Genomic DNA, 26,395 nt, shown 5'->3' with positions numbered 1-26,395 from the left:
CGGATTGCTGCCTGTTTAGCCGCAACGGCAATGCTTGTCTGGCCCACCATGGTGGTGGATGCAGAGGTTGTGACGCGCAGTGCGGCGGCAAAAATACCCGCTTATCCGAAACGTATTGTATCGATTAACCCCTGCGCGGATGCCTTGCTGATGCAGTTGGCAGATAAACGGCAGATCGCATCGGTTAGTCACTATTCGCATGACAAACGCGCGACTTCTATTCCTCTAACGCAAGCGCTGCAATTTCCCGCGACGTCTGGCACGGCGGAAGAGATTTTGGCTATGCGCCCCGACTTGGTGGTGGCTGGTTCGGTTGTGCCGCGGCCAACGGCTGGCGCGTTAAAGCGTCTGGGGATTCCACTGGTTCAGTTGTCGATCCCGCAAAGCGTTGCCGAAAGCCAGCAGCAAATTAGCCAGTTGGCAGGAATTGTGGGTGCCAAGCAGCGCGGTATCAACGTTAACCAGCGCATTTCTACTGCATTTTCCAAAGCCAAGCCGGCGGATGATAAAAAAATCCCAGCGCTCATCTGGCGTGGTGGCTTGGTGCCCGGCGATGGGACTTTGCCCGACGAGCTGCTTCACCGCACGGGTTTTGAGAATGTCAGCAGCACTTATGGTTTGAGCCGATGGGATGTCTTGCCGCTCGAACATCTTGTGGCACGGCCGCCGCAACTGCTGTTCTCTAATGCTTTAGAGGCCAACGCCGGCAGACGCGATAGGATGTTGTCGCATCCGGTAATGAAAAAGCTATCGCACCGCATCATGATTGCCGACTATCCCGCGCGATTATTGCATTGTGCCGGTCCAACACTCATCGACGCAGTGGCTACCTTGTCGGCTGCGCGGCGCAAGTTGAAGGCAGGGCTATGAGAGCATTCCGCTTAAACGGTCTGTTGGCCATTGCGCTGGTGGTGGCGATGCTATTGTCGCTGGCGGCTGGCAAAGTCTGGGTCGCGCCTTCCACATGGTGGAGCGATGATCTCAGTGGACTCATCATCATGGAACTGCGCATTCCGCGAACGATTTTGGGTGCAGCAATTGGCGCAGGGCTTGGTATGGCCGGAGCTGCCATGCAGGGTTATTTGCGCAATCCGCTTGCCGATCCCGGGGTTTTCGGGGTGTCGAGCAGCGCGGCATTGGGAGCGGTTACTTCACTCTATTTTGGTTATGCAATGACCGCATGGCTCTTGCCAGCCTTTGCTCTAATCGGTGCTGGAGTTGGAATGGGCTTGCTTGCGCTGTTGGCAGGTCGTTCCGGCAGCTTGATCCTCTTCACGCTAGCGGGAGTGATTATCGCCAGTCTTACAGGATCGTTAACATCCTTGATGATCAGCCTCGCGCCAACGCCCTTTGCAACAACCGAAATTGTGACCTGGCTTATGGGCGCGTTGACCGATCGTAGTTGGGATGATGTTAAATTGGCAGTGCCACTCATAGCGATTGGTATTGTCTTTCTGATGGCTACAGGACGATCACTTGATGCCCTTACACTAGGAGAAGATGCGGCGCGGTCCATGGGCGTCAATGTGCTGCGGCTGCAGTGGCTGGCGGTGATCGGGGTCGGATTGACGGTCGGAGCTTCGGTAGCCGCCGCCGGTATCATCGGTTTTGTCGGTCTGATTGTTCCGCATCTGGTTCGCCCTTTTGCCGGTCATCAGCCATCGGCTGTCATGTTGCCTTCTGCACTGGCCGGGGCATTGTTGATCGTTATTGCGGACAGCATCGTGCGGATATTGCCGAGCGTCAGTGAATTGCGGCTCGGTATTGCGATGGCGCTATTGGGAGCACCGTTCTTCATGGCTCTGCTGTTCAAAATGCATCGGGAGCTAGCCTGATGTCACTAGCATTTGAAAACCTGTCCCTGACCTTGCGCGGACGCAAGATACTTAACAAGGTTAGTGGTCAGTTTCAGCCGGGTAAGGTGACTGTCATATTGGGCGCTAATGGTGCTGGAAAGAGCAGCCTATTATCCTGTCTCGTCGGCCTTCGTGAACCGCAAGATGGATCAGTGGCCTTGGGGGATCGCCCGCTGCTATCGATGGACAGCAGGGAGCGCGGTCGGCTGATTGGACTATTACCTCAGCGGCCGGATATTCACTGGAATGTCGACGTCAAAACCATTGTTGGGTTGGGCCGATTGCCTCATTCAGGTCGTTGGGGGATGAGCACTGCGGATCATGAAGCAGTGACCAAAGCCATGGTTGCGACGGATTGCACGGACCTTGCTGATCGTCAGGCGATGCGTCTGTCGGGAGGGGAGCAGGGACGGGTGTTACTCGCCCGTGTATTGGCCGGTGAACCGCAATGGTTGTTGGCCGACGAGCCGCTTGCCAGCCTTGATCCAGCGCATCAATTTGATGTGCTCGACCGCCTAAAAAACTATGCCAAGTCGGGTAATGGGGTGATCGTGGTTCTACATGATCTCACCCAGGCTGCGCGTGTTGCGGATAACATCATGATCCTGAAAGAGGGTTCAATATTGGCTGCTGGCCGCCGTGAAGATGTGATGACCGCAGAGGTGCTAGGACAGGCCTATGGCGTCGAGGTTCAGATCACGACTAGCAATACAGGAGAGCCATTGGTGGTTCCGGTTCGGCGTCTGTGACGGCTCTGGGGTCGTTCGGGATCATGGTCGGCGCGAACAGCGTGCCGTTGCTCGCCGCTTTGATACTGGAAGCGCTTGTGGGATATCCTGACGCATTCCATAGGCGCATCCCGCATCCGGTGACTTGGGTCGGGCGATTAATTGGTGGTTTGGACGAGGTATGGAACAAGGGCAGCGCCGCGGTGCAGCGTTGGACTGGAATAGGCCTTGTATTGACCCTTATCGTTTTGCCTGCGGCTATTGGTCTTGCACTCGAACATGTATTGACCGGTTGGTTCGGGATTGCCTTGATGATCGCGATCGCGACAACGGGGCTGGCACAGCGTAGCTTATATCTGCACGTCCGAAAGGTATTGAAGCCGTTAAAGGAAAGAAACCTAGTTGACGCTCGTAAACGACTGTCGATGATCGTCGGGCGCGACACCGGTGAACTCGACGAAAAAGCCATCGCGGCCGCCGCGACCGAAAGTCTGGCCGAGAGTTTCTGCGACGGGATTGTTGCGCCCGCTTTCTGGTTTTTAATTGCCGGTTTGCCTGGCTTATTCGTGTTCAAGGCGATCAGTACGGCGGATAGCCAGATCGGGCATCTCGACAATCGCTATCGCTATTTCGGTTGGGCAGCAGCGCGCACGGACGATGTCATGAATTTCATTCCTGCGCGGATCGCCGGTTGTCTTATTTGTATCGCTGCACCTGGCGGATGGCGGATCATGTTGCGGGATGCCCGTAAACATCTGTCTCCCAATGCGGGATGGTCGGAGGCGGCGATGGCTGGTGCTTTATCGGTACAGATGGGCGGCGGGGCTGCCTATGAAGGCGAATGGATTGCGCGGGCGACATTGGGAGATGGACGACGCCCGGAAGCGGCTGATCTTAGGGTTGCGCTGTCAATCTATCTACGTGCCTGCTTGCTACTTTGGCTAGCCGTAGGAGCGCTAATATGGGCGCTGTGATGCTACAGGGTACAGGGTCGGATGTTGGCAAGTCGGTACTGGTTGCTGGCATATGCCGGTTGCTAACCAATCGCGGTATGACTGTCCGGCCCTTCAAGCCGCAGAATATGTCCAACAATGCCGCTGTGACACCGGAAGGCGGCGAAATTGGCCGGGCGCAGGCCTTGCAGGCGTTGGCTTGCTGGGTGCCGCCACATGTGGATATGAATCCGGTGCTGCTTAAACCGCAATCGGACAAAAGCGCACAAGTCATCGTGCATGGAAAGATCCACAATGTTGGCGATGCGAACTACTATAGAGAGCATAAGCAAGAGTTGCTGGATGCCGTACTGGCGTCCTATCACCGGCTTTCTGATGGTGCGGATATCGTGATTGTAGAAGGTGCGGGAAGCCCTGCCGAGATCAACCTGCGCACAGGCGATATCGCCAACATGGGCTTTGCGCGCGCGGCAAATATACCGGTTGTCTTGATCGGTGATATTGATCGCGGGGGCGTGATAGCTTCGATTGTCGGGACCAAGGCGGTTATCGACAGTGAAGATGCTGCGATGATTCGAGGTTTTCTGATTAACAAGTTTCGCGGCGAAGTAAGCCTGTTTGAAGATGGCTATGATGCCATAAAAGAGCGCACCGGATGGAAGGGACTTGGGATCATTCCATGGCTGCCGATGATCCATAAACTGCCCGCCGAAGACGCTGTTGTTCTCCAGCAACCGGAAACGGCGGGAAAAGGCATGATCGATATTGCAGTGCCGATGCTCTCGCGGATAGCCAATTTCGATGACTTTGATCCTTTGCGTCTCGAACCGCAGGTGCGTCTGCATATGGTGCCGCCTGGCGAGCCGATACCGGCAATTGCGTCACTGATCATCATCCCGGGGACCAAGGCGACCATCGCTGACATCAAATTTCTCCGCGAGCAGGGATGGGATATCGATATCGCCGCCCACGTCCGTCGCGGCGGCTACGTTCTAGGTATCTGCGGCGGTTATCAAATGCTGGGTGAAAGTATCGCTGATCCCCATGCGATCGAGGGTGCGGCAGAAACGGTCGCGGGTCTGGGGCTGCTTCGGGTCACAACCACATTGACGAAAGCCAAGACCCTCACCAACAGTTCGGGCAAATCAATTACGGATGATAAGGATTTCAACGGCTATGAAATTCACGTTGGCGAAACCCATATTGATATCGCAAAACGGGATCAAACAAGCCCTATGATACGGTTCTCAGACGGACGTTTCGACGGCGCCGTGAGCAGAGATGGACGCATATCCGGCTGCTATGTGCATGGGTTGTTCAACGCCGCATCACAGCGCCGATCATGGTTGGAAAAATTGGGCGTCACGTCCAATGGAGAAGATCAGGTCGTAGTGGTTGATGAAGCTTTGGACGCGCTAGCCAATGCGCTCGAGGAATATGTGGATATCGATGGATTGCTCGCCATTGCTGGAGATGCCACATGACCTATTCAGAAGCACCGATTTTCGACGAAGACTTTCGCGAACAGCTCGACACGCTTTTGACATGGCGCCGGGATGTGCGCCGGTTTGACCGGCGGCCAATTGATCTGGCGATTTTGGATGATTTACTGGATCGTGCCTGTCTGGCTCCCTCTGTGGGCAATGCCCAGCCCTGGCGGTTTGTGTCCGTGCAAAGCGAGCCTGTTCGATTGGCTATCACCGAACATGTTGATGCCGAAAATCGGAAGGCAGCGGATGCTTATGATGATCAGCAACTCCAATCGGAATATCAGAAATTGAAGCTTCACGGCTTGCGCGAAGCACCTGTGCATCTCGCGGTTTTTTGTGATGATGAAGCGGCCGAAGGACGCGGATTAGGGCGTCAGACGATGCCAGAGACCATGGCCTATTCCGTGGTCATGGCGATCCACAATCTTTGGCTTGTCGCGAGGGCCCGCAATATTGGCCTGGGCTGGGTTTCGATACTGGAACCGGATGCAATGAGTGCGATTTTGGATGTTCCCGATCATTGGCGTTTCATAGCCTATCTTTGCCTGGGATATCCGGCGCAGAAAAGTGATGAGCCGGAATTGGTTAAGCTTGGTTGGCAAGACAGAATAAATTCTTCCACAACGCGGTTTGTGCGATGACTATCACGCGGGAACATGTGGCCGAATATCTCGATTCTCTGGCCAAACCGCATGGCAGTATGGGGCGTCTGGAAGGGCTAGCGATCAAGCTCGCAGCTGCGCAACAAGATTTAGAGGTCCGGACCCAACCGCGCCGGATCGTTTTATTTGCTGGCGATCATGGGGTAATCGAAAGCGGCGTATCCGCTTGGCCGTCGGCGGTAACAACGGTCATGATGGAAACGATCATTGCCGGGAAAGCCACTAGCACTGCCTTGGCGGCAGCCCATTCTGCCGACCTTCGGTTGGTTGATGTAGGCAGCATGCAGCCACCAGACCACGGAAGTGAGGTGCCATCCTTTAGCGATGCTCGGGTTTCTGCCGGAACGGCTAATCTTGCAACTGGCCCCGCAATGACGAAGGACCAGTTTCAGGCCGCTTGGTCTGTTGGTGAAACCGAAGCTAAGCAAGCACATGATCAGGGTTTTGTTCTGCTGATGGCTGGCGAAATGGGTATTGGAAATACAACGCCTGCCGCTTGTCTGACAATGTTGTTAGCGGGTGCCGATGCGGACATCGCGACTGGTCGCGGTGCGGGTGCGGATGACGTCATGTTATCGAACAAGCGAGATATTGTCGCACGCTCGGCAAAACGGGCAGAAACATTATTGATGGATGATTCAGTTGCAGCGATCGCGGATGTTGCCGGTTTTGAGATTGCGGCAATGGCTGGTTTTTATACTCAGGGTGCGCGGCAGGGCTCGGTCCTTTTGCTGGACGGTTATGTTTCCACGGCAGCGGCCTTAATCGCTGAGCATCTTATGCCCGGAAGCACAAAAAATATGATCGCGGCCCATTTGTCAGCGGAGCCCGGCCATCGGGTGGCACTCAATCATCTCGGACTGGAACCGCTGCTCGAATGGGAAATGCGGCTTGGAGAAGGTACGGGCGCGCTAACGGCCCTGCCATTGCTTGATAGCGCAGCCGCTTTGCTGACCGATGTCGCGAAGCTTTCGGATATCATGCCATGAACAACAATCCTTTAATCAGCTGGTGGATGCCGCCACTTCTGGCGGTGCAGTTTCTGACACGTTTGCCAGTACCAGGATTGAACGCACTAACGGCCGAGCAAGCGCGATATGGCTTATCTCGTTCGGTCATTTGGTTTCCCTTAGTCGGTGCTCTGATCGGTGTGATCACCGCCGCCGTATTGGTGGCAAGCGAACATATCTGGCCGCGTGCTATTGCGGTGATCATCGCGCTTGCGATTGAGGCACGGCTAACGGGCGCCTTTCATGAGGATGCGGTAGCCGATTTCTGCGATGCTTTTGGCGGCGGTCATGATGCGGAATCAACCCGGCGGATCATGAAAGACAGCCGCATCGGCAGCTATGGTGCGCTTGGCTTGATTCTATCCGTTGGTTTGCGCGCTGCTTTGTTGATCGCTTTGCCACAGGATATCATAATAATCACGCTCATCGCGTCAGCTTGTTTTGGCCGGTTTCTGGCCGTTGCGGTCATGGCCTTGGTCGCGCCGGTGGCAACGCAAGATGTCGGGCTCGCCAAGGATGTCGGCGGACGCACCGGTCTGTCTGATCTGTTTCTCGCTGCGCTGATCGCGGCTCCGGTCATCAGTTTTTTTGCTTATTCTCAGCCGATAGCGGCGCTTTGGGGGGTGGGGGCTGCGGGCTTGTTCCTATTCTGGTTCAGAGCGCTATTATTGCGGCGCTTAAATGGCAGCACCGGCGATTGTCTGGGCTTTGCCGCTTATGCCGGACAACTGATCATTCTTCTCGCCGTGTTGGCTGTCGTAGGTCCATGATCTGGCTGGTTCGACACCCGCCAGTGGCGCTCCACTGGCAGAACCGCTGCTATGGTACCAGCGATATGGGATTAAGCCGGGAAGGCGCACGCATGGCCACGGCGCTGGTGTCGCAGCTGGTGAAGCTATCGCCAGAAATCATCATCCATTCGGGCAGGAAAAGAACACGCACGATAGCGGAGCGCACCGCTCGCTCGCTGTCGGTTAAGACCATAGTGGATCACCGCTGGCGCGAACGCGATTTCGGCAGTTGGGAAGGACGCAGTTGGAATGCCATCTATCGCGAAACAGGAAACGCTATGGATGGGATGCTAGATGATCCGAACGGATATCGGCCGGGCGGGGGAGAAACGACTACGGAGCTGGTCGAGCGCGCATGGGATGCTTGGAGCGATCTACCCGCAGGGAAAGATATCGCTATTATCGCCCATGGTGGTCCGATTGCAGCGGTGCTGGCAAGCCGGGCAAAAGCGCCGCCAAGATCGCTTCCTGATTATATCCCGAAAACAGCGACGATCACGAATATTGGTTAGACTGTTTGTTCTTTGCCTCTATCCGCTGATAGACAAACCAGCCGATCCACAGCGTTGCATATAAACCCAAAGCCGCGAATATTGCAGGCTTGGGATCGCTCAACGTGCTGATCGACCCGGCGTAGGCCGCAATCCCGACATAAGGAACGGTGCCGAGCGCATAGAAAGCAAGATAGCGCAGCAACGGCATGCGCGTGACGCCAGCCATGCAGGCAGTGACTTCTGGAATCATCGGGGCCGAACGGGCGAGCGTGATCATGGCCGGGCCACTGCGCGCAAAGGCCTGTGCCATTTTGCTACGTTCTTCTTCGTCTTTTACCAGAAAACCGAGCGCCCGGTCGCCATATCGCCGACTAATGACATAGCCGCCCAGCACTGCCAGTGTAGTGCCGGTCAAAGCCGATGCCATGCCGAGCGGGAAGCCAAGAAAATAGCCGGCCAGCAATGTGATCGTTAGCGTCGGAACTGCGACAAACAGGTCGATAAACAGCAACAATATGACCGCTGCGATGACGTAAGTCGGATCAACCTGCTGCGCTTCCTCGAGCAGCCAGCGGACATTCTCCACGGTCAATATACCAAACACCCGGCCGAGAATGAAAGTGGACGCGAAAATTAGGGTCAATATACCCATGACTTTGAGAAGCGGTTTCATATTATTTACCTCTTAGCCTGATTTCATGATTTTGCGAGCAAGACCCGGCATGAACCGGGAGATGGGGCGCAGTAATTTGACTTTACCGATATCAATGTCGGCCTTGCGTGCAGCAATTCCTCTGATGATGTCGCTTGCAACTCGATCCGGCGGCAGCTTCCCATCGCCGCGACCTTCGGTCATCGCGGTATCAACGAGCGGCAAGAAGGCCTGCAAAACGGAAACATCCGTCTGTTCCAGTTGATTTTGCAAAGCTTGGGAGAAGATGTTGAGGCCGCCCTTTGTTGCGCAATAGATGGCGGAGCTGGTTTTGGGGACCAGACCCAGCCCAGAATTCACATTGAGAATGAACGGTTGGCTCCCTCTAAGTAGGGAAGGAAGCAGCAGATAGCAAAGCTGAGCAGGGGTAGTGAAATTGGTCGCGATTTCTTTAGCAATCTGATCATATTTAAATTCGGGATCGAGAAAGCTGGGCGTATATTGCAAGGCAGCATTGTTGATCAGGCCATCAATCGCCGGAAACTGAGCGGCCAGATCAGTTGCAGCCTGTTTAACCGCTGAATCGTCAGACAAGTCGGCTTTAAAAATGGTCATTTCGGGATAATCACCGCCGAGCTGTTTCAAACCTCCCGACTCTCTGGCGATGACAATTATTTCATTGTTGGTTGCCAGCTGCCGGACCAGCTCAAGGCCCAGGCCGGAAGCTCCGCCGGTTATCACAATCCGTTTGCCGCTAATGGTCATGGGACTTTTCCTCTGTTTTCAAAATGATTAGCACTGCGTTGAAGGCGCTGTTACGCTGCAAGGACGGTGCCGTAATTAACCTGGGTTAAAAGTGATGCAGTTTTCTCAATTTCTCGAAACCTACGGAAAACCGGTAAAGGCAGAGGCGGGAGAGCATTTATTTCGCCAGGGTGAAGACCATGGATCGCTCTACGCTGTCCGGAAGGGGCTGTTAAAGGCCTATTATCTATCGAGCGAGGGCAAGGAGCATATCAAGTCCTTCATTCAGCCCGGTGATTTTATCGGCAGTCTGACCGCCAGCTATGCCGGACAAAGCTCATCCTTCAGTCTGGTTTGTATGCAGCCGACCGAGTTGATCCGGTTGAATTTCAGTCAAATATATGGAGCGAGCCGGGACAATGCCAATATTGCCGGTGTTGTAGTGGATTTCCTGCTCGCCTTTGCGATGAAGAAAGAACGCCGCGAATATGAGCTGCTCTGCCTGTCGGCTGAAGACCGCTACCGGGAATTGCTAAAAACCATGCCACATATCACGGACATGGTGACGCAAAATGAGATTGCGCTCTATCTGGGCGTGACTCCGGTTGGACTGAGCCGGATTAAAAAGCGGGTAGCTGAGCGAACTGACTAACTGCGAGCGGCTAATATCTTCTTGTTCCGCGCTTCCACCGCTCGGAACCCTTTGAAAACGCTTAGATCAGGGTCAGTTTTTCCAATTTTGCCGATATTGAACAATTGTTCGTAGAACCAATAAATAGTGGCAAAACCATCTACCGCCTTGACCATCTGAAAGCGTTTCAGAAAACCTAGCCAGTCGGGAATGAGCTGCAGGCTGTTTTCATAGCGCGGAAGTTCGTCGAGGCCTGCAAGCAATTGTTTAGGCGCGTCGGTCATCACGCACATCGGGCGGCCAAGACCGATCAGGTCAGCCGCACCACCTTCTAGCGCTTGCTCCATCGCCGCGCGGGTGCGGAAACCACCGGTTACCATAAGCGGAACCTTTACTGATGCCTGCATCGCTTTGGCAAAATCAACGAAATAGGCTTCGCGGGCCTGGGTTGAAGGAGCAACATTTTGCTCCTCCTTCTCTTCCATCCCGTCAGCACCCATTAGCGCTGGCTGTTCGTAAGTACCGCCGGATATCTCGATCAGGTCGACGCTGGCCGCTTCGAGCCATTGCACGACTTGCAGACTGTCTTCGAAGGCAAAGCCGCCTTTCTGAAAATCCGCGCTGTTGAGCTTCACCGAGATCGGGAAATCCGGACCGACCGCGGCACGAACTTTTGCGACTGCTGACAAGAGAAAACGTGCTCGGTTTTCCAGACTGCCACCATATTCATCGGTGCGCTGGTTGGCGCGTGGGCTCAAGAAACTGCTGAGTAGATAGCCGTGGGCGCTATGTATCTGCGCGCCGGTAAAGCCAGCTTCCTTACAGGTCTTTGCAGCCAGCGCGAACCGATCGACAAGTTCCTCAATCTCTTGGACCGTTAGCGCTACAGGTTCGCCAAATTGGCTGCCGGGTAGACCAAGCTTTACTGCGGAAGGTGCCTTTGGGTGTTTGTTGACATTGCTCTGCGTTTGCCGTCCGGCATGGCTGATTTGCGCCCAGAAATGGTTGCCATTTCGGGTTGCAATCGCGGCCCAGCTTTTGAGCGCGGCCATCATTGATTCGTCGGCGGGTTTGTCGATAACGACATTGCCGGGGCGTTCAAGATGATCCCGGTCAATCTGGATATTGCCGCTCAGCAGCATTCCCGCGCCGCCATCGGACCAGATACCATAAAGCTTCTCCAGCTCAGGGGTTGGAACACCATCTGGTGTCGCCATACCTTCAGTCATCGCGCCCTTGCCAATGCGGTTGGGAAGAATGGCGCCACAGGGCAGGGTGAGTGGATCAGCGAGTATGGTCATGAATTTGCCCCGATAGTTAAAGTCGTAATTGCATTGCGATTAGAAACTGATTCTGTCGAACAACGTAATTTTTGGCAAGGTCTAAGTGATATTAACGACATTTTAACACAGAAATCAGCCGATTTGGCTTTTGGAGAAAAGCGGTTATAGTGTCAGTAGGCGCTAGTTTGGGGAAACAGTCGACAGCGCGGAGAGAGAATGTTGAAGGGGAATGGATATGGTTGCAGCAGCATCTCGTAAAACGATTGCAAAACATCGCGATGATCGCGAGCTTCGCTCATCGTCATCAGTGCAATGGGAAAAGAAAATGAGCAATAATTGTGCGACGGCTTTGCTCGTCTACACAATGGCGCAAATATTCTTCGTTCTCAGCTTCATTGAAACCAAGGGCATGTCGATCGCGCCCTATTTCGGACTGGTGCTGCTGGTTGCGGTCATTGTCCCGTTTTGCCGTAAATATGAAAAACGCTGGCAGGATGTTGCCCATAGCGGCCTTAGCGAACAGAGCCTCGCCGCTCGCTTTCGCAAGGATCAGGTAACGCTCTGGATTTTGGCGCTGGGTTTGCCGTTTGTTTTTGTCGGCATTATCAAACTTCTCGGCGCAATTTTTTAAACAGTTCCATTTTGTAAACAAAGCCTGCGCGCAGCGTTGACCTCGCTGCTCGTCGACCCTATGTCCAGCGCATGTTAAAGCCACAAGAAGCGCAGGACCGCGCCGACGCCCTTATCTTCCAAGCCAAAAAAGCCGGTGCCGATGCCGCGGACGCGATTTACGTCTGCGATGCGTCAACGCAGGTATCGATGCGCCTTGGCAATCTGGAAGATGTCGAACGATCCGAAGGTGAAGAAATCGGCCTGCGGGTTTTTGCGGGTAAGCGATCAGCAACCGTATCGTCGTCGAACATGGATCCGGAAATATTGTCTGCTCTGGTTGGCCGGGCAATGGACATGGCGCGCGAGGCACCGGAAGACCAATATGCCGGTTTGGCTCCGGAAGAATTGATTCTAAAATCCGATCCTCATCCGATTGATGGCGATGATGGCATCGACCCTGATCCCGAAATGCTGCGTGAGATGGCTTTGAAAGCCGAAGACGCCGCTCGAGCCGTTAAGGGCGTGACAAACAGCGAAGGTGGCGGCGCTAGCGCTGGTCGATCGATTGTTGCCCTTGCCACCAGTCATGGATTTTCGGCCGCCTATTCAACCAGTGGCTATAGTTGCCACGCTAGCGTCATTGCTGGTGAAGGCGATGGCATGGAACGCGATTATGCCTATGACAGTACCCGCCATTTTGAGGACCTCGATACGCCGGAAGCCATTGGCGCAGAGGCTGGAGAACGGGCAGTATCACGTTTGAACCCGGTGGATTTTGAATCCGGTGCCATGCCAGTGGTATTCGATCCGCGGATCAGTAACTCGATGCTTGGGCATTTTGTGGGAGCGATTGCGGGTAGTGCAATAGCGCGCAAAACCAGTTTTCTGCTGGAAGCTTTAGATACGCAGGTATTTGACAGCGCGATCAATATTATCGACTGCCCGCACCGTAAGCGTGGTCTGCGGTCCAAGGCTTTTGATGGTGAAGGATTACCAACGGCGAAAACGAAATTGATCGACAATGGGCGGCTAACCCAATGGATTATGGAAAGTGCTTCGGCGCGGCAATTGGGATTGCAGCCAACGGGCCATGCCTCTCGCGGGGTAGGCGGTGCACCGGGCGTCAGTGTGACGAACCTTCATATGAACGCCGGGTCCATTAGTAGGGCCGAACTGATGAAGGAAATTAAGCATGGTGTCTATATCACTGAATTAATAGGACAAGGCGTTAACCCGGTCACCGGTGACTATAGCCGCGGTGCTGGCGGCTTCCTGATTACCGATGGTGAAATTGGCGCTCCGGTTTCTGAAATTACGATTGCCGGAAACCTGAAAGATATGTTCGCCAGTTTGATACCGGCGGATGATCTGGAATATCGTTATGCAGTCAATGCACCAACCCTGCGCACGGATAGCATGACCGTGGCCGGCGGTTAGGAAAGCCGATCAAATCTAAATCGTTAGTGGTGCGCTTGTCGAACCACGACTATCAGACAAGGAAGGGCCCCGTTCCAATATATCCGGAACAGGTTGGGGGCTAATGGAGTTATTTGGGTTTGGTTGATTTTGATCAGATTATTGCGATAGCCAGAGAAGCAGGCGATCTTGCCATGCAGCAATGGCAGGCGGGTAAGAATGCCGAAAAGACTTGGGAAAAGTCGCCTGGGCAGATTGTGAGCGAAGCCGATATCGCGGTGGACCGCTTTCTCCGAGAGCGTTTAGAGGCGCAGCTCCCGGAAGCGGGATGGCTGTCGGAGGAAACCGCAGAAGATCAATCCCTGTCTGGCCGCGAAATGGCATGGGTCGTTGATCCGATTGATGGCACCAAAGATTTCGTGAAGGGAAAACCCGGTTGGTGCGTTTCGGTGGCGCTGGTAAAAAATGGAGCGCCAATATTCGGGGTGCTCAACGCGCCAGCGATGGATGAGATTTGGACCGCTAAAGCCGGCAGCCATACTGAGGTCAACGGCAAAGCGCTTAAAGCCAGCCAATGCACGAACTATAATGGCGCGCGATTGCCAGTCGAAGAGCTACCAGCTTATATTGATCTGACGCCTGTGTTCAAACCCAATAGCATAGCGCTGCGTCTGGCAATGGTGGCCGATGATCGCGCTGATCTGGTCGTCTCGACGCGCTGGGGCAGTGAATGGGATATTGCTGCAGCCCATGTGATTGCTGAAGAGGCAGGGGCGAGGGTCACGGATGCTTATGGCAAACAGCTACGCTATAACGGCACGCACGGACAAGCTTTTGGCGTGCTGTGTACGTCAGAAGCTATTCATGCTGCTGCTGTTGCGCGGGTTGCCAAATTTCTCTCAGAGAATGAAGGGCAGAGTTAAGCCCGATTTCGCGGACGGGTCCAAAGCGCTTCACGATCTGTCCATTTCGATTTGAACAGCGCCTGACCAAAGGCTTTTGCAACCCATCCAGCCTTTGCTGCCTTGCTGGTCACAATCCGTTTGTTAAGGGAACCGCCGTCGCTCCGCTTCACCGCACGGGCGATATCGCCGTAAATACCCGCTGCTGCCAAAACTGCCCAGCGTGACCGGAAAGGCAAGCGCGCTGCCCCGATCCTGGCGGATGCTTCATAGCGTTCTGACAGACTGCATAGCCGTCCGATCAACTGGATCAAGGCATCTTGCCGTGTTGGATTCATCAAGTCATCGGGATCAATCCGCATCTCTGCGAGCCAGTCTTTGGGCAAATAACAGCGTCCCGCTGCAGCATCCTCAGCAATATCGCGGGCAATATTGGATAGCTGAAAGGCGAGCCCCAGATCACTGGCACGATCGAGCGTTTCATCGTCGCGCGGCGGGATGCCCATGACAACCGCCATCATACACCCAACCGCACCGGCAACATGATAGCAATATTGGTAGAGATCATCTTCGCTTTGCGGTCGCCATAATTTGGCATCGAGCGCAAAGCCGTCTATCACATCATTGGCGAGATTATTGGGCAGGCGGCATTCCTGCGCGACCACACCCATGGCATCAAAAGCGGGCTTGCCCGTCTGTTCACCGCCCATTGCGCGGCGCGTCAGCATCCGCATGACCGCAATGGTTTTCTCCGATGCCGGGGTCGCCGACATGCCATGGCCATGATCCTGACCATCGGCCAGATCATCGCACTCCCGGCACCAGGCATAAAGCATCCACACCCGCTCGCGCGTCTGTTCGGCAAACAGCTTTGACGCGAGCGCGAAAGATTTCGATCCGCGATCGATACTGGCTTTGGCGTGAAGGACGAGGTTGGCGCGGTTCATTATGCGTCTTGTAATATATCCTCAAGCATCAGCTCTGCTGTCGCTTTCGCGCTACCAACAACGCCCGGAATACCAGCACCGGGATGGGTGCCAGCGCCAACAAAATAGAGATTGTTGATCACGTCATCCCGGTTGTGAACCCGGAACCACGCACTTTGGGTGAGCAGGGGTTCCAAGCTGAAAGCACTGCCGAGATGGGCGTTGAGGTCGGTGCCAAAATCCTGAGGCGTATAGTGGAAGCTGGTGACAATACGGTCGTGAATATCGGGGATGAGGCGGTGGCCGATCTCGTCGAGAATACGCTTCTCGTAAATCGGTCCCATTTTCTCCCAGTCAATCGGCAGTTTGCCCTGATGGGGAACGGGGGCCAGCACATAGAAAGTGCTGTGACCTTCTGGGGCCATTTCCGGATCGGTAATCGTCGGGTGGTGGAGATAGAGCGAGAAATCTTCAGGCAGAACACCATTATCGTAAATATCTTCAAGCAAACCCTTATAGCGCGGACCAAATAAGATCATGTGATGAGGTATGCCTGGCCATGTACCTTTGAGGCCAAAATGCACGACAAAAAGCGACGGCGAATATTTCTTCTTTTTAAGTGACGCTGTCACTTTGTCGCTGCGATGCTTGTGACCCAGCAGGTCGCGATAGCTGTGCATGACATCGGCATTGGACGCGACGGCATCAAATGTCTCGCTCCAGCCTGATTTACAGGTAACGCTCGATGCGCGATCACCCATTGTATCAATGCTGGTCACCGGATCGAACAAGCGGATTGTGCCGCCAATCCGTTCAAAATGCTTCACCATCGCAGCGATCAGCATATTCGTACCGCCCTTGGCGAACCATACGCCGCCAAGCCGTTCCAGCTTGTGGATCAGGCCATATATCGCGCTGGTTTTCATGGGATTGCCGCCAACCAATAGTGATTGGAACGAAAGAAACTCACGCAGTTTTTCGTTTTTCACAAAGCCTGATACTTTGGCATAGACAGAGCGATAGGCTTCAAATTTCATCAGCGCCGGAGCGGCTTTGATCATCGATTTGAAATCGAGAAACGCCTTGGTGCCGAGTTTGACATAGCCTTCTTCATAGAGCCCGCCGCTATATTCAAGGAAGCGTTTATAGCCTTCGACATCGTCCGGTTCGATCGCTGCGATATTGGCGTAAAGCTCTTCAGGATCATTGACATAATCGAAATTGGTCCCGTCCGGCCAGTTGAGCCGGTAGAAAGGCGATACTGGCATCAGCTCAATATCCTTGGCCATATCATGCCCGGTCAGGTCCCAGAGCTGGCTCAGACAATCAGGGTCGGTAATCACGGTAGGACCGCCGTCAAAAATAAAGCCGTCCTTATCCCAATAATAGGCGCGGCCGCCGGGTTTGTCGCGGCTTTCCAAAATGGTGGTCTGAATACCCGCCGACTGCAAGCGGATGGCAAGCGCCAGACCGCCAAAGCCCGAGCCGATTACGGCAGCCGTTTTGAACAATTTACTTTGGCTTTTGGTTACGTCATTCATGTCTATCGGGGCTCATCTATATTTCATCATGATCGGTAGGGCTTTGGTAATCGGAACCGGCGGACGGCCAGAGAGCAGGGCGGCTTGATCCAGCTTGGTCGTCGTGCCAGCATAGAAGCGCGCAATCAAATTCTCATCCTTGCCATAGGTATGCTCGAGGGTTTTATAGCGTTTCTCGGGCTTACCCGCCTCGAACATCATTGCACAGAGCATATGATAGAATTTACAACCCTCCCAATGCTTTGCCGCATATTCACGCAGCATTTCATCTAGGCTGCCCTGCGTCAATTCGGCTATGTCTGCCACCATCATCGCGGTGCGGACAGCCATGGGTAGTGAATAGCTTGTAACAGGATGGATCAGTGCCGCTCTGGCACCGGCACGAGCTTCAATGCCGTCATAAGATGCCCAAAATGCATCAAAGTCACCGCCGTAGAGCACGGGTAAGCAACCCGCTTCATTGCGGCTGATATCGGCAATCTCCCAGCTTTGGGTTTCGGCATATTCGGCAATCCGCCGATGACTGGCTTCGATGTCCAGATCACCGCCATTGGAATAATAGGTGTCTTCGACGAAAATCTCGGTCGCGCTGAACGGCAGGGAATAGACAAAGCGATAGCCGTCTATCTGTTCAACCGTGGCATCTTTGATAATCGGACGATCCAGTCCATGAGGTTTATTGAGACGCAAAACCTGCCCGGCAAACTTCTGCCAGCCAAATTTCAGTGCTGAGAAGTCACCGCCCCCACGCGCGTCCAATATCGCGGTTGCGTGAATATTATCGCCATTCGCCAGCTCGATCTTGCCTGCGCTTATAGTTTCAATTTTAGAACCAGTTATGCGATTTTTCTTCGGAATTTTCTGGCTTATGATCCTGTCAAAATTTTCTGATAAGATGGACCGATATCCAGTATTCAAAGTACGATCATATTTCGGGAAGCGCACATCATAGCTGTCCCATTGAAACGAGATGAGCGGTTCGACCAACCATTGGTGCTCCGCCGCAATATCGCTTTCGAAAAAGGACCAGACATGGTTGCCGCCAAAATGATCGTCGGCCTCAATCAGCGCCACTGACAATTCTGGGCGCCGCTCGCGGAGCGCCAGAGCAATGAGGCCACCAGCCAGTCCGCCGCCTGCTATTGCCAGATCAAATTGTTTCGCTGCCGTCATAGAGTGGCCGTAGCCTAAGGCGCAAGCGGGGGGAAGCCTGTCTCAAAGCATGTAGCGAAATAAACCGCTTTGTCCTTGCTCGGCAGGTTTTTGCGGCATAGCTTGCTGCCATGGAACTGCTTCCGGCCATTATTCTGTCTGCACTGGTCATGACCATCATTGTCGGAGTCCGCTATCTGATCACCAGCGGCCTTTTCGCTTGGCTGACGCAGCGCATCCGGCCGGGCCAATATGACAAGCTGAAACCCCAGATGAGACGCGAAATTCGCTGGTCACTCTATTCCGCGGCCATCTATGGAATTCCTGCTGGTATCATAGCTTGGGGCTGGCAGAACGCAGGTTGGACAAAAATTTACACGGATATCGGCCTGTATCCGCTTTGGTATTTGCCGCTATCCTTGTTTCTCTATCTGTTCCTGCATGACACTTGGTTTTACTGGACCCATCGCCTGTTCCATCGACGCGGCTGGTTTGAACTAGCCCATGCGGTTCATCATGAAAGTCGGCCGCCAACGGCTTGGGCTGCCATGAGTTTTCACCCGATAGAGGCGATTAGCGGGGCAATTGTCATTCCCATTCTGGTTATCGCAGTCCCGATTCATGTTGGCGTTTTGGGCCTTGTTCTGCTGGTTATGACAATTATGGGTGTCACAAACCATATGGGGTGGGAGATGTTTCCGCGTTGGTTGGTTAACGGCCTGTTAGGAAAAGGGCTGATAACCGCTACTCATCATGAAAAACATCACAGTGCGTATAGGGGCAATTATGGGTTATATTTTCGGTTCTGGGACAAAGTTTGTGGCACTGACCTCGGGCTTGGCAGTTTTGACGACGCTTCCAGTGAGCGCAGTGGGGGCTAATCAGGCTGCCGTTGCACCTGTGGTAACGGCAACCATTGATATTGCCATTTCCAACCTGCGATCCGAAAAAGGCGATGTTCTGATCTGTCTAAGTAGCAATCCGAAATATTTCCCCGATTGCCGAAAGGACAAGTCCGCACGTAAAATAAAGGTTGCGGCATCCGATGCGGGCAACGTCAAAATCGCCAATGTGAAGCCTGGCACCTATGCAGTGGCTTTGGTCCATGATGAAAACGCCAATGGAAAAATGGATTTACGTCTGTTTTTGCCGCGTGAAGGCTTTGGCTTTTCGCGTAACCCCAAAATCGGCATGGGGCCTCCCAAGTTTAAATCAGCCCAGTTCACTATTGGTGCAGACAATGTAAATTATGCCGTGAAAATGAAATATATCCTATGATATGATCCGAATTCATCCCCCAGTTTTCAGGAAACAAAATGTACAAATATGCCTTGGCTGCAACCAGCCTTTTCGTTGCTTCATCCCCCGTTCTGGCTCAGCCGGAGGGGCAGGGGCCGCCTCGTGGAGAAAATGTCTTTGATGGCGATTATGTGACCTTGGGCGTGGGTCTTGCGGTTGGTCCCAGTTATGACGGTTCGGATAATTATCGCATTAACCCGTTGCCGGTGATTTTGGGCAGCGTCGCTGGTATCGATTTTGAACCCCGTGGACCCGGTTTGGCGCTGGATGTCATTCCTGACCGAGATGGCGCTAAAGTGGATTTCATCCTAGGGCCAGTCGGCCGCGCGCGTTTTGAACGTAATAGCGGGATCAGGGATGATGTGGTCCGCGATCTCGGCGAGCTGGATGTGGCCGTGGAGCTCGGCGCAGTGGGGGGCTTGAAGCTCAACCGGGTGTTCAGCCGTTTCGATTCGCTTACTGCGCAAGTCGATCTGGTTTGGGATGTAGCGGGCGCGCATGAAGGCCAGGTCATCTCACCAAGCCTGACCTATTTCAGACCGATTAGCCGCGGTGCAGCGGTCAGTTTCTCGATTAGCGCGGATCATGTCGATGATGATTATGCCAATTATTACTTCAGCGTTTCACCCGCGGGTACGGTGGCGAGCGGCCTGCCGACGTTCAGTGCAACCGGCGGTTGGAAAAATGTCGGTGCTTCCGTTTTTGGAGCGATTGACCTCGACGGAAATGCAGCAAATGGCGGCTTTTCGGTGATATTGCTCGGCAATTATTCACGCTTGCTGGGAGACGCGAAGCGTTCACCGATTACATCGATACGCGGCGACGCCAATCAGTATTTCGGTGCCATCGGAGTTGGTTACACCTTCTAAGCAACGAGTCGTCTGCAAGATCGTTCGCGCTTGCAACTGTTGACCTGAACCGCGCTCTAAAAAATTCATTGGATGAACACGTTTTCGCCGGGTCATGATTGCTCGGTGATTTTGCAATTTTGCGCGCTATCTTGCCGCTTTTGCACAGGGGTCTCTGCTCCCAGAAAGCCAACTTACGGCGGCATTGCAGCGTTAAGGGCTGTTAACCACATAAATTTAAATTGGCTTAACGTCCTCGGCGCATTTTCTGCGTGGGCATAGGAACAGGGCAACGCCGCAAGGCAGAATTGAGGTTCCGTATGAAAGAAGTAACATTACCAAAAGCAACACGTGTAATTGGCCCGCTTGGGGAAGCGCTAGCCGAACATGATTTACCATCGCCAGACACGACTCGCTGGGTTGTTAGGCGCAAAGCAGAAGTCGTTGCCGCCGTAAATGGCGGGCTGCTGACCACGGATGAGGCGTGTGAGCGCTATAGTCTGTCGCTTGAAGAATTAATCTCCTGGCAGCAGGCGATTCATCGCTCCGGCATGAATGGTTTGAGCATTACTCATATGCAAGAATATCGCGATCAGAAAATAACTGCGTAGCAGCTATGGGGCCTGTCACCCTAGTGTGACAGCGCCCGATCGTCCCTACCACCAATTTACCGAAAAACTTTCGCCCAGCGGAGCTGGCGCTGAAACCCACCCTATTGAGGTCCGTCATGTCCACAGCCAAAGTCATTGTTGTTGAAGAAGAAAATGCGCTCTCCCGATCCTTGCAGGACGATCTGGAGGCACATGATATTGCTGTCGCCTGCGTCTTTTCCAAATTGGATGAGGAAGCCAGTTTGGTTTTTGGACCCGATGCGTTGATTGTTGATCCCAAAACCATGCGCGAAAATGGCCATGGCCTACTCGACCGGTTTGCTGGCCTGCGGCCTTCCATGCCGGTCATATTGACGCCAAACCCGAAAGACAGCGGCGACGATGCGCTTGCTTTTGATACAGCCAGTGTCGTGCAGCGGCTACAAAAGCCTTATGCTGTGCCGACATTATGCAATTTGATCGGGCGCATGGCGGACGTCAGTGGCCATACGGTCAACGACCTGGACTATGTTTGCGCGCTCGTCGAGACGGACCGGTTGCTGCCCAATCTTTCGGTTGAGTTCCAGTCGAAACAGTCTTTGGATAATGACAAAATCGTTGGCTATGAAGCGCTGACAAGGGTGAAAACACGCCGAGCGCTAAACCCCGCCATCATCTTTTCCGATTTGGTAGATGTTGCTGTCGAGGTCGAAGCGACATTGGTAGTCGTCGACGAATCCATCAAACTCGCCACGGCTTTGTCCAAACGCGGTAAGTCGGTGCCTGTTTCGTTCAATTGCAGCGCGATCATGATGACCTACCGCCGCTTTGTCGACGCGCTGATCAGCCGTCTGAAACATGCCGACGTACCGCCCGGTGCTCTAATGTTAGAGATTACCGAGGAAGCGCGTGTGGTCGATGTAGATAGGCTGGCCGCCGTTTGCCACGCTCTGCGCGGTCACGGCCTGGGTATCTCGATTGACGATTATGGTACTGGTCTGGCCAATCTCGAACGGATTGCGAAAATCCCGTTTGATGAGCTCAAGATCGACAAGACGATTTTCAACGCCTGTTATGACGGCGATATTCCGATTTCGTTATTGGCCTCGATGCTGGAATTCTGTCGCGGCCGCAAAGCGCAGTCAGTGATTGAAGGCATTGAAACTAAACATCATCTGGCGCAGGCGCGGCTCTTGGGCGCCGACTTTGGGCAAGGCTTCTACTGGGGCTGTGCGGTGCCGCCGAAATATTTCGTCCCCGGCTGGTAGTCAATTCGCGCTTCGTCACGCAGCTTCAATCACTACCATAGATAATCTTCACTGGACCTTGGGGCTTGGGCGCACTAGCTTGCGACTCATCCCCGGGGAGCCTGTGCGTGAACGCAGGTTGAGAGTGGAATACACCACGACCCGTTGAACCTGATCCCGTTAACCCGGGCGGAGGGAGGGAGCGGTGTTAGACAAAAATCCCGCCTCTTCACTCCGCTAATGGAGTAAAGACTATGGCTGACATTCCTGCAAAGACCGAAATTGGTGTAACCACTGGACCGATTAGCGGTTCCAAAAAAGTCCATGTGGCGGCGCATAGCGGCTCTGGCATCCGCGTTGCGATGCGGGAAATCAGTTTGGAAGGTGGCGAACTACCCGTACGAGTCTATGATACTTCCGGCCCCTATACCGACCCGAACGCACTGATCGACATCAACGCTGGCCTGCCGCAGATGCGCCGCGAATGGATTGAAGCGCGCGGCGATGTGGAGTCCTACGATGGCCGCGATATCAAGCCGGAAGATAACGGCCAGCTCGGCCCGGATCGCAGCGGCGGTGTCCCGCAATTCCCGCATGTTGTGAAGCGCCCGCTGCGCGCCAAAGCAGGCGCGAACGTCAGCCAAATGCACTATGCCCGCAAAGGTATTATTACACCCGAAATGGAATATGTTGCCGAGCGTGAAAATCTCGGGCGGGAGCGGCTGAAAGAATATAAGCGCGACGGCGAAAGCTTTGGCGCGTCCATTCCCGATTATGTCACGCCGGAATTTGTTCGTGATGAAATCGCAAGAGGACGGGCGATCATTCCGAACAATATCAACCATCCCGAAACCGAACCGATGGCCATTGGCCGCAACTTCCTCGTGAAGATCAACGCCAATATCGGCAACAGCGCCGTGGCATCTGATGTCGCGACCGAGGTCGACAAGATGGTCTGGTCGATCCGCTGGGGCGGGGATACCGTGATGGACCTCTCCACCGGGCGCAATATTCACGACACCCGCGAGTGGATCATTCGTAACTCGCCTGTGCCCATCGGGACCGTGCCGATTTATCAGGCGCTGGAAAAAGTTGGCGGGGTCGCCGAAGACCTGACCTGGGAAATTTTCCGCGACACATTGATCGAGCAAGCCGAGCAGGGTGTCGATTATTTCACCATCCATGCCGGTGTGCGTCTGCCCTATGTCCCGATGGCCGCCAAGCGCGTCACCGGAATTGTTTCACGCGGCGGGTCGATCATGGCGAAATGGTGCCTCGCCCACCACAAGGAAAGCTTCCTCTACGAACATTTTGACGACATTACCGAGATCATGAAAGCCTATGACATCGCCTATTCCTTAGGCGATGGCCTGCGCCCCGGTTCAATTGCCGACGCCAATGACGAGGCGCAGTTCAGCGAGCTTTACACGCTGGGCGAGCTCACCCACCGCGCGTGGAAATCGGATGTGCAGGTGATGATCGAAGGCCCCGGCCATGTCCCGATGCACAAGATTAAAGAAAATATGGAAAAGCAGCTGGAAGTTTGCGGTGAGGCACCCTTTTATACACTCGGCCCGCTAACCACCGACATCGCGCCCGGCTATGACCATATTACCAGCGGCATCGGGGCTGCCCAAATCGGCTGGTATGGCACCGCGATGCTCTGCTATGTCACGCCGAAAGAGCATTTGGGCCTGCCCGATCGCGACGACGTGAAAGTTGGCGTTGTCACCTATAAATTGGCCGCCCATGCCGCCGATCTTGCCAAGGGCCACCCGGCCGCACAAGTGCGCGATGATGCGCTGTCCAAGGCACGGTTTGAATTCCGCTGGCGCGACCAGTTTAACCTGTCGCTCGACCCAGACACCGCGATGCAATATCACGATCAGACGCTTCCCGCAGAAGGCGCCAAGACCGCGCATTTCTGCTCCATGTGCGGCCCGAAATTCTGTTCGATGAAGATATCTCAGGAAGTCCGCGACTTTGCCAGCAAGCAAAACCAGAGCGCCGAAGGCTTTATCGCCTCGGAAAAACTGGGCGCAGACACAGCGGCGGCAAGCAAGGCCGCAGCAGAAGAAGGCATGCGCGAAATGGCGAAAGTCTATAAGGACAAGGGCGACCGGCTTTACTTGCCCGAGGATGAGGTGGAAGAACCAGCGGAGTAAACGCATGAAAACCATAGGAACATCGCTCACCGCCGCCATGGCGATCATCGGGGCCACCTCCGCCGCGCTGGCGGAGCCCAAGCAGACCCTGATGCCTGAAAGCGAACAGGGCCGCGCCTTCATGGAGCAGTTCGGTTTCTCTCAGGCCGTCATCCACGATGGCAAGGTCTATATGTCAGGCGTTATTGCTGGCCCAACACCCGAGGGCATGACCGATGAGGAGAGCTATACGCGCACCTTCACCTATCTGGGCACGATCCTGAAACGCGCCGGGTCAAGCTGGGACGATGTGCTCGATATCACCACTTATCATGTCGATATCGACCAATCGATGCCACCGCTCGCTGCCGCCAAGAAGCGGTTTGTGAAAGCGCCTTTTCCGGCCTGGACTGCGATTGACGTGGACCGCCTCTACACCCCGGACGGTCTGGTCGAGATCAAGATCATAGCGCGCCTGACGCCAAAGGCGGACGAACCAGCGGAGTAATTTGTCATTAGCATAGCGGTGTCGATATCATTGGCAGTGGTGGGTATTTCCGCTCCAGCCAATGCTGTGCAAGATCGAGAGGATCTTCAGATATTGCCGCGCCCCCCCAGCAGCCACCGGCGCTATGTTTGCAAAATGCCGCCAGCGGTTTTCAACGACTATATTGTGACCATGCGGCCCGCGAACCCGCAGCAGGCCGCGCTGCATATTTTGGCCTTCTACATCCCCGGCGGTTGGGGAAAAGGCGGGGTCGCCACGATCATGAAGCGCCCCGGCCCGAACAGCAAAACCCTGCATTTCACCGGTGAAGACGTTAGCTTTCGCGTGCAGGGAAATATCGGACAGTTGCAATATTACGGTACGGAATTCCCCTGTCCGCTCGAACAGGTGGGGCAGGTGAAATGAAATTGCCGCGTTTATTCTCACGCAAACGTTCGGCCTTAGATATTTTGAATGGCGGCGCTTGGACATGTTCGCAATGCGAGATTGAACATGGGGGTATGTTTGATCTCGCAGCCGACCGTCCGTCGCAACGCAGAGACGATCTTCCGGTAGAATCCAATTCCGCTATTCGTATGGATGGCGATTTTCTATCCGAGGATTTCTGTGTCCTTGGCGGCGAGGATTTTTTCGTGCGCGGCGTGTTGGAAATTCCAGTTGCAGGCGTCGCCGAGAAATTCGGTTTTGGCAGTTGGTCGACGCTTTCAAGAAAGAACTTCGATATTTATGTCGAAGGTTTTGACGACGGCAAATATGCAGATGACGGGCCATGGTTTGGATGGTTCTCCACATGGATAAAGGGCTATACCGAGCAAGTTCCTTTTGAATCTTGGGTCTATCCACAACCGGCTCGTCAGCGACCGACATTTGTGATTGACGATGACAATCATCCACTGGCTATCGCGCAAGAGGACGGGATTGGAGCGGAGAAGTTGTTGGAACTTTACGCAGCATACGGCCATGACATAAATGGCTAGCTGACCATTCCGGAGACTTTATGGATAAGACACCGACCGCCATCACCCCGCAAAGCGCAGAACAATGGCGCAAGGACGGACAGTTTATCGCGTGGAAGGGCCACCAGATATTCGTCCGCACCGGCGGCGACCCATCCGCGCCGCCGCTGCTCTTGCTCCACGGCTTTCCGACCTCCAGCCTCGATTGGCTGCCGATGTGGGCGGATCTGACGGCGCGTTATCGGGTGGTGGCGTTTGATTTTCTCGGCTTTGGTTTTTCTGACAAGCCGAAGCGGCATGCTTATGATCTGCAGGAACAGAGCGATCTCGCGGCGCATCTGGCCGAGATCTTATTGGGTCAGGATTTTCATCTGCTTGTCCATGATTATGGCGTCAGCCCGGGGCAGGAACTGCTCGCGCGGCAGGGCGAGGGCAAGTTGGCGCACAGGGTGCTGAGCTGCGCCTTTCTCAACGGCGGCCTGCTCCCCGCGCAGCATCGCGCGCGGCCTATTCAAAAGCTGCTCACCGGACCCTTTGGCTGGCTGTTCGTGCACCTGATGAGCCGGGAGCGTTTCGGCAAAAGCTTTAGCGAGGTGTTCGGCAAGGATACGCAGCCCGGCGCAGCGGAACTCGACGCCTATTGGGCCGTCATCTGCACCCATGGCGGCCACCGGCTGCAACACAGGTTGCTCCACTATATCGCCGACCGCCGCACCCACGGTCCCCGCTGGGAAGCCCAGCTGACCCACCCGCCATGCCCGATCGCGCTGATTAACGGCACCCAGGACCCGGTCTCCGGCGGCCATCTGGTCGACGCGGTCGCGGCGCTGAACCCAGCGGTTCCGGCGTGGCGGCTGGACCATCTGGGCCATTATCCGCAGACCGAAGGGGCCGCGGATGTGATGGCGGCTTATGCGGAGTTTTGGGGTGGGTTTTTGTCGTAGAGAAGCCTTGAACTTA

At 54.5% G+C, this 26,395-nt stretch carries 29 protein-coding genes and 1 riboswitch; of the genes, 23 read left to right on the top strand and 6 right to left on the bottom strand.

Annotation, left to right across the window (positions count from 1 at the left end; genetic code table 11):
- Window positions 1–30: 30 nt before the first annotated feature.
- Genes ABJM21_RS10050 through ABJM21_RS10010 form a run of 9 tightly spaced genes read left to right on the top strand, consistent with a single transcriptional unit; the run spans window position 31 to window position 8,002 of the window.
- Complete coding sequence (locus ABJM21_RS10050; RefSeq protein ID WP_348301279.1) at window positions 31–870, top strand: ABC transporter substrate-binding protein; 840 nt, start codon at window positions 31–33, stop codon at window positions 868–870.
- Window positions 867–1,835, top strand: coding sequence for an iron ABC transporter permease (locus ABJM21_RS10045; RefSeq protein WP_348301280.1), 969 nt, complete (start codon window positions 867–869; stop codon window positions 1,833–1,835). The genes ABJM21_RS10050 and ABJM21_RS10045 overlap by 4 nt, the downstream gene beginning before the upstream one ends.
- Entirely contained in the window at window positions 1,835–2,605 is a 771-nt protein-coding gene (locus ABJM21_RS10040; RefSeq protein ID WP_348301281.1) for an ABC transporter ATP-binding protein, read from the top strand. The genes ABJM21_RS10045 and ABJM21_RS10040 overlap by 1 nt, the downstream gene beginning before the upstream one ends.
- Window positions 2,602–3,558: an adenosylcobinamide-phosphate synthase CbiB gene (gene cbiB, locus ABJM21_RS10035; RefSeq protein WP_348301282.1), complete on the top strand. Its 957-nt coding sequence runs from the start codon at window positions 2,602–2,604 to the stop codon at window positions 3,556–3,558. Before ABJM21_RS10040 ends, cbiB begins: the two co-directional genes overlap by 4 nt.
- Window positions 3,546–5,021, top strand: a complete 1,476-nt coding sequence (locus tag ABJM21_RS10030; protein ID WP_348301283.1) for a cobyric acid synthase — start codon at window positions 3,546–3,548, stop codon at window positions 5,019–5,021. The genes cbiB and ABJM21_RS10030 overlap by 13 nt, the downstream gene beginning before the upstream one ends.
- A complete protein-coding gene (gene bluB / locus ABJM21_RS10025; protein WP_348301284.1) occupies window positions 5,018–5,668 on the top strand; it encodes a 5,6-dimethylbenzimidazole synthase in 651 nt (216 codons plus the stop codon). Before ABJM21_RS10030 ends, bluB begins: the two co-directional genes overlap by 4 nt.
- A complete protein-coding gene (gene cobT, locus ABJM21_RS10020) occupies window positions 5,665–6,678 on the top strand; it encodes a nicotinate-nucleotide--dimethylbenzimidazole phosphoribosyltransferase (protein WP_348301285.1) in 1,014 nt (337 codons plus the stop codon). Before bluB ends, cobT begins: the two co-directional genes overlap by 4 nt.
- Window positions 6,675–7,469 carry an adenosylcobinamide-GDP ribazoletransferase gene (locus ABJM21_RS10015; RefSeq protein WP_348301286.1) on the top strand — a complete coding sequence of 265 codons (795 nt, stop codon included), beginning with the start codon at window positions 6,675–6,677 and terminating at the stop codon, window positions 7,467–7,469. Before cobT ends, ABJM21_RS10015 begins: the two co-directional genes overlap by 4 nt.
- Window positions 7,466–8,002: a histidine phosphatase family protein gene (locus tag ABJM21_RS10010; RefSeq protein WP_348301287.1), complete on the top strand. Its 537-nt coding sequence runs from the start codon at window positions 7,466–7,468 to the stop codon at window positions 8,000–8,002. The genes ABJM21_RS10015 and ABJM21_RS10010 overlap by 4 nt, the downstream gene beginning before the upstream one ends.
- Here ABJM21_RS10010 and ABJM21_RS10005 read toward each other — a convergent pair.
- Both ABJM21_RS10005 and ABJM21_RS10000 read right to left on the bottom strand, forming a co-directional pair.
- The gene (locus tag ABJM21_RS10005) at window positions 7,986–8,657 is read right to left on the bottom strand and encodes a VTT domain-containing protein (RefSeq protein WP_348301288.1); all 672 of its coding nucleotides are present in this window, start codon (window positions 8,655–8,657) and stop codon (window positions 7,986–7,988) included. The genes ABJM21_RS10010 and ABJM21_RS10005 overlap by 17 nt on opposite strands.
- 12 nt (window positions 8,658–8,669) lie before the next feature.
- Complete coding sequence (locus tag ABJM21_RS10000; RefSeq protein WP_348301289.1) at window positions 8,670–9,401, bottom strand: SDR family NAD(P)-dependent oxidoreductase; 732 nt, start codon at window positions 9,399–9,401, stop codon at window positions 8,670–8,672.
- Between the two features lie 94 nt (window positions 9,402–9,495).
- On the opposite strand from ABJM21_RS10000, the gene ABJM21_RS09995 reads away from it, so the two are divergent.
- Window positions 9,496–10,032, top strand: a complete 537-nt coding sequence (locus ABJM21_RS09995) for a Crp/Fnr family transcriptional regulator (RefSeq protein WP_348301290.1) — start codon at window positions 9,496–9,498, stop codon at window positions 10,030–10,032.
- Here the strand turns inward: ABJM21_RS09995 and ABJM21_RS09990 are convergent.
- A complete protein-coding gene (locus tag ABJM21_RS09990; RefSeq protein ID WP_348301291.1) occupies window positions 10,029–11,312 on the bottom strand; it encodes an NADH:flavin oxidoreductase/NADH oxidase family protein in 1,284 nt (427 codons plus the stop codon). The genes ABJM21_RS09995 and ABJM21_RS09990 overlap by 4 nt on opposite strands.
- A 217-nt stretch (window positions 11,313–11,529) precedes the next feature.
- Here ABJM21_RS09990 and ABJM21_RS09985 point away from each other — a divergent pair, with 217 nt between their 5' ends.
- The 3 genes from ABJM21_RS09985 (at window position 11,530) to ABJM21_RS09975 (ending at window position 14,245) form a co-directional block, all read left to right on the top strand.
- A complete protein-coding gene (locus ABJM21_RS09985; RefSeq protein ID WP_348301292.1) occupies window positions 11,530–11,925 on the top strand; it encodes a hypothetical protein in 396 nt (131 codons plus the stop codon).
- 71 nt (window positions 11,926–11,996) lie between these two features.
- On the top strand, window positions 11,997–13,343 hold the full coding sequence (locus ABJM21_RS09980) for a metallopeptidase TldD-related protein (protein ID WP_348301293.1): 1,347 nt from the start codon (window positions 11,997–11,999) through the stop codon (window positions 13,341–13,343).
- Between the two features lie 113 nt (window positions 13,344–13,456).
- A complete protein-coding gene (locus tag ABJM21_RS09975) occupies window positions 13,457–14,245 on the top strand; it encodes a 3'(2'),5'-bisphosphate nucleotidase CysQ (RefSeq protein ID WP_348414138.1) in 789 nt (262 codons plus the stop codon).
- Here ABJM21_RS09975 and ABJM21_RS09970 read toward each other — a convergent pair.
- The 3 genes from ABJM21_RS09970 to crtY are packed head-to-tail and all read right to left on the bottom strand — an operon-like array spanning window position 14,242 to window position 17,864.
- Window positions 14,242–15,171: a phytoene/squalene synthase family protein gene (locus ABJM21_RS09970; protein ID WP_348301295.1), complete on the bottom strand. Its 930-nt coding sequence runs from the start codon at window positions 15,169–15,171 to the stop codon at window positions 14,242–14,244. The two genes, ABJM21_RS09975 and ABJM21_RS09970, sit on opposite strands and share 4 nt — an antisense overlap.
- Entirely contained in the window at window positions 15,171–16,691 is a 1,521-nt protein-coding gene (locus ABJM21_RS09965; protein WP_348301296.1) for a phytoene desaturase, read from the bottom strand. The genes ABJM21_RS09970 and ABJM21_RS09965 overlap by 1 nt, the downstream gene beginning before the upstream one ends.
- 12 nt (window positions 16,692–16,703) lie before the next feature.
- The gene (crtY, locus tag ABJM21_RS09960) at window positions 16,704–17,864 is read right to left on the bottom strand and encodes a lycopene beta-cyclase CrtY (RefSeq protein ID WP_348301297.1); all 1,161 of its coding nucleotides are present in this window, start codon (window positions 17,862–17,864) and stop codon (window positions 16,704–16,706) included.
- A 110-nt stretch (window positions 17,865–17,974) separates the two neighbouring features.
- Between crtY and ABJM21_RS09955 the strand changes: the two genes are divergently transcribed.
- From ABJM21_RS09955 to ABJM21_RS09910, 10 genes are all read left to right on the top strand, one after another.
- Window positions 17,975–18,724 carry a sterol desaturase family protein gene (locus ABJM21_RS09955; protein ID WP_348301298.1) on the top strand — a complete coding sequence of 250 codons (750 nt, stop codon included), beginning with the start codon at window positions 17,975–17,977 and terminating at the stop codon, window positions 18,722–18,724.
- Window positions 18,705–19,121, top strand: a complete 417-nt coding sequence (locus ABJM21_RS09950) for a DUF2141 domain-containing protein (RefSeq protein WP_348301299.1) — start codon at window positions 18,705–18,707, stop codon at window positions 19,119–19,121. The genes ABJM21_RS09955 and ABJM21_RS09950 overlap by 20 nt, the downstream gene beginning before the upstream one ends.
- Window positions 19,122–19,159: 38 nt before the next feature.
- On the top strand, window positions 19,160–20,011 hold the full coding sequence (locus ABJM21_RS09945; protein WP_348301300.1) for a MipA/OmpV family protein: 852 nt from the start codon (window positions 19,160–19,162) through the stop codon (window positions 20,009–20,011).
- 299 nt (window positions 20,012–20,310) lie between these two features.
- Window positions 20,311–20,601: a DUF1153 domain-containing protein gene (locus ABJM21_RS09940; RefSeq protein ID WP_348301301.1), complete on the top strand. Its 291-nt coding sequence runs from the start codon at window positions 20,311–20,313 to the stop codon at window positions 20,599–20,601.
- 116 nt (window positions 20,602–20,717) lie between these two features.
- Complete coding sequence (locus ABJM21_RS09935) at window positions 20,718–21,848, top strand: EAL domain-containing protein (RefSeq protein WP_348301302.1); 1,131 nt, start codon at window positions 20,718–20,720, stop codon at window positions 21,846–21,848.
- An 83-nt stretch (window positions 21,849–21,931) separates the two neighbouring features.
- Window positions 21,932–22,042, top strand: a riboswitch (TPP riboswitch).
- A gap of 39 nt (window positions 22,043–22,081) precedes the next feature.
- Complete coding sequence (gene thiC, locus ABJM21_RS09930; protein WP_348301303.1) at window positions 22,082–23,992, top strand: phosphomethylpyrimidine synthase ThiC; 1,911 nt, start codon at window positions 22,082–22,084, stop codon at window positions 23,990–23,992.
- A gap of 4 nt (window positions 23,993–23,996) precedes the next feature.
- The gene (locus ABJM21_RS09925; RefSeq protein WP_348301304.1) at window positions 23,997–24,479 is read left to right on the top strand and encodes a Rid family hydrolase; all 483 of its coding nucleotides are present in this window, start codon (window positions 23,997–23,999) and stop codon (window positions 24,477–24,479) included.
- Window positions 24,480–24,497: 18 nt separating this feature from the next.
- Complete coding sequence (locus ABJM21_RS09920; RefSeq protein ID WP_348301305.1) at window positions 24,498–24,884, top strand: hypothetical protein; 387 nt, start codon at window positions 24,498–24,500, stop codon at window positions 24,882–24,884.
- A complete protein-coding gene (locus ABJM21_RS09915; RefSeq protein ID WP_348301306.1) occupies window positions 24,881–25,456 on the top strand; it encodes a DUF2199 domain-containing protein in 576 nt (191 codons plus the stop codon). Before ABJM21_RS09920 ends, ABJM21_RS09915 begins: the two co-directional genes overlap by 4 nt.
- Before the next feature lie 20 nt (window positions 25,457–25,476).
- Window positions 25,477–26,379: an alpha/beta hydrolase gene (locus ABJM21_RS09910; RefSeq protein ID WP_348301307.1), complete on the top strand. Its 903-nt coding sequence runs from the start codon at window positions 25,477–25,479 to the stop codon at window positions 26,377–26,379.
- Window positions 26,380–26,395: the final 16 nt, after the last annotated feature.

Source organism: Parasphingorhabdus sp., assembly GCF_039977335.1.
Classification (GTDB): domain Bacteria; phylum Pseudomonadota; class Alphaproteobacteria; order Sphingomonadales; family Sphingomonadaceae; genus Parasphingorhabdus.
This window is presented reverse-complemented; position numbering and strand designations above follow the sequence as displayed.

Coding starts and splice junctions, on each gene's coding strand:
- ABJM21_RS10050 (WP_348301279.1), top strand. CDS start 31: ATGCTTGTCTGGCCCACCATGGTGGTGGATGCAGAGGTTGTGACGCGC.
- ABJM21_RS10045 (WP_348301280.1), top strand. CDS start 867: ATGAGAGCATTCCGCTTAAACGGTCTGTTGGCCATTGCGCTGGTGGTG.
- ABJM21_RS10040 (WP_348301281.1), top strand. CDS start 1,835: ATGTCACTAGCATTTGAAAACCTGTCCCTGACCTTGCGCGGACGCAAG.
- ABJM21_RS10030 (WP_348301283.1), top strand. CDS start 3,546: ATGGGCGCTGTGATGCTACAGGGTACAGGGTCGGATGTTGGCAAGTCG.
- bluB (WP_348301284.1), top strand. CDS start 5,018: ATGACCTATTCAGAAGCACCGATTTTCGACGAAGACTTTCGCGAACAG.
- cobT (WP_348301285.1), top strand. CDS start 5,665: ATGACTATCACGCGGGAACATGTGGCCGAATATCTCGATTCTCTGGCC.
- ABJM21_RS10015 (WP_348301286.1), top strand. CDS start 6,675: ATGAACAACAATCCTTTAATCAGCTGGTGGATGCCGCCACTTCTGGCG.
- ABJM21_RS10010 (WP_348301287.1), top strand. CDS start 7,466: ATGATCTGGCTGGTTCGACACCCGCCAGTGGCGCTCCACTGGCAGAAC.
- ABJM21_RS10005 (WP_348301288.1), bottom strand. CDS start 8,657: ATGAAACCGCTTCTCAAAGTCATGGGTATATTGACCCTAATTTTCGCG.
- ABJM21_RS10000 (WP_348301289.1), bottom strand. CDS start 9,401: ATGACCATTAGCGGCAAACGGATTGTGATAACCGGCGGAGCTTCCGGC.
- ABJM21_RS09995 (WP_348301290.1), top strand. CDS start 9,496: ATGCAGTTTTCTCAATTTCTCGAAACCTACGGAAAACCGGTAAAGGCA.
- ABJM21_RS09990 (WP_348301291.1), bottom strand. CDS start 11,312: ATGACCATACTCGCTGATCCACTCACCCTGCCCTGTGGCGCCATTCTT.
- ABJM21_RS09985 (WP_348301292.1), top strand. CDS start 11,530: ATGGTTGCAGCAGCATCTCGTAAAACGATTGCAAAACATCGCGATGAT.
- ABJM21_RS09980 (WP_348301293.1), top strand. CDS start 11,997: ATGTTAAAGCCACAAGAAGCGCAGGACCGCGCCGACGCCCTTATCTTC.
- ABJM21_RS09970 (WP_348301295.1), bottom strand. CDS start 15,171: ATGAACCGCGCCAACCTCGTCCTTCACGCCAAAGCCAGTATCGATCGC.
- ABJM21_RS09965 (WP_348301296.1), bottom strand. CDS start 16,691: ATGAATGACGTAACCAAAAGCCAAAGTAAATTGTTCAAAACGGCTGCC.
- crtY (WP_348301297.1), bottom strand. CDS start 17,864: ATGACGGCAGCGAAACAATTTGATCTGGCAATAGCAGGCGGCGGACTG.
- ABJM21_RS09955 (WP_348301298.1), top strand. CDS start 17,975: ATGGAACTGCTTCCGGCCATTATTCTGTCTGCACTGGTCATGACCATC.
- ABJM21_RS09945 (WP_348301300.1), top strand. CDS start 19,160: ATGTACAAATATGCCTTGGCTGCAACCAGCCTTTTCGTTGCTTCATCC.
- ABJM21_RS09940 (WP_348301301.1), top strand. CDS start 20,311: ATGAAAGAAGTAACATTACCAAAAGCAACACGTGTAATTGGCCCGCTT.
- ABJM21_RS09935 (WP_348301302.1), top strand. CDS start 20,718: ATGTCCACAGCCAAAGTCATTGTTGTTGAAGAAGAAAATGCGCTCTCC.
- thiC (WP_348301303.1), top strand. CDS start 22,082: ATGGCTGACATTCCTGCAAAGACCGAAATTGGTGTAACCACTGGACCG.
- ABJM21_RS09925 (WP_348301304.1), top strand. CDS start 23,997: ATGAAAACCATAGGAACATCGCTCACCGCCGCCATGGCGATCATCGGG.
- ABJM21_RS09915 (WP_348301306.1), top strand. CDS start 24,881: ATGAAATTGCCGCGTTTATTCTCACGCAAACGTTCGGCCTTAGATATT.
- ABJM21_RS09910 (WP_348301307.1), top strand. CDS start 25,477: ATGGATAAGACACCGACCGCCATCACCCCGCAAAGCGCAGAACAATGG.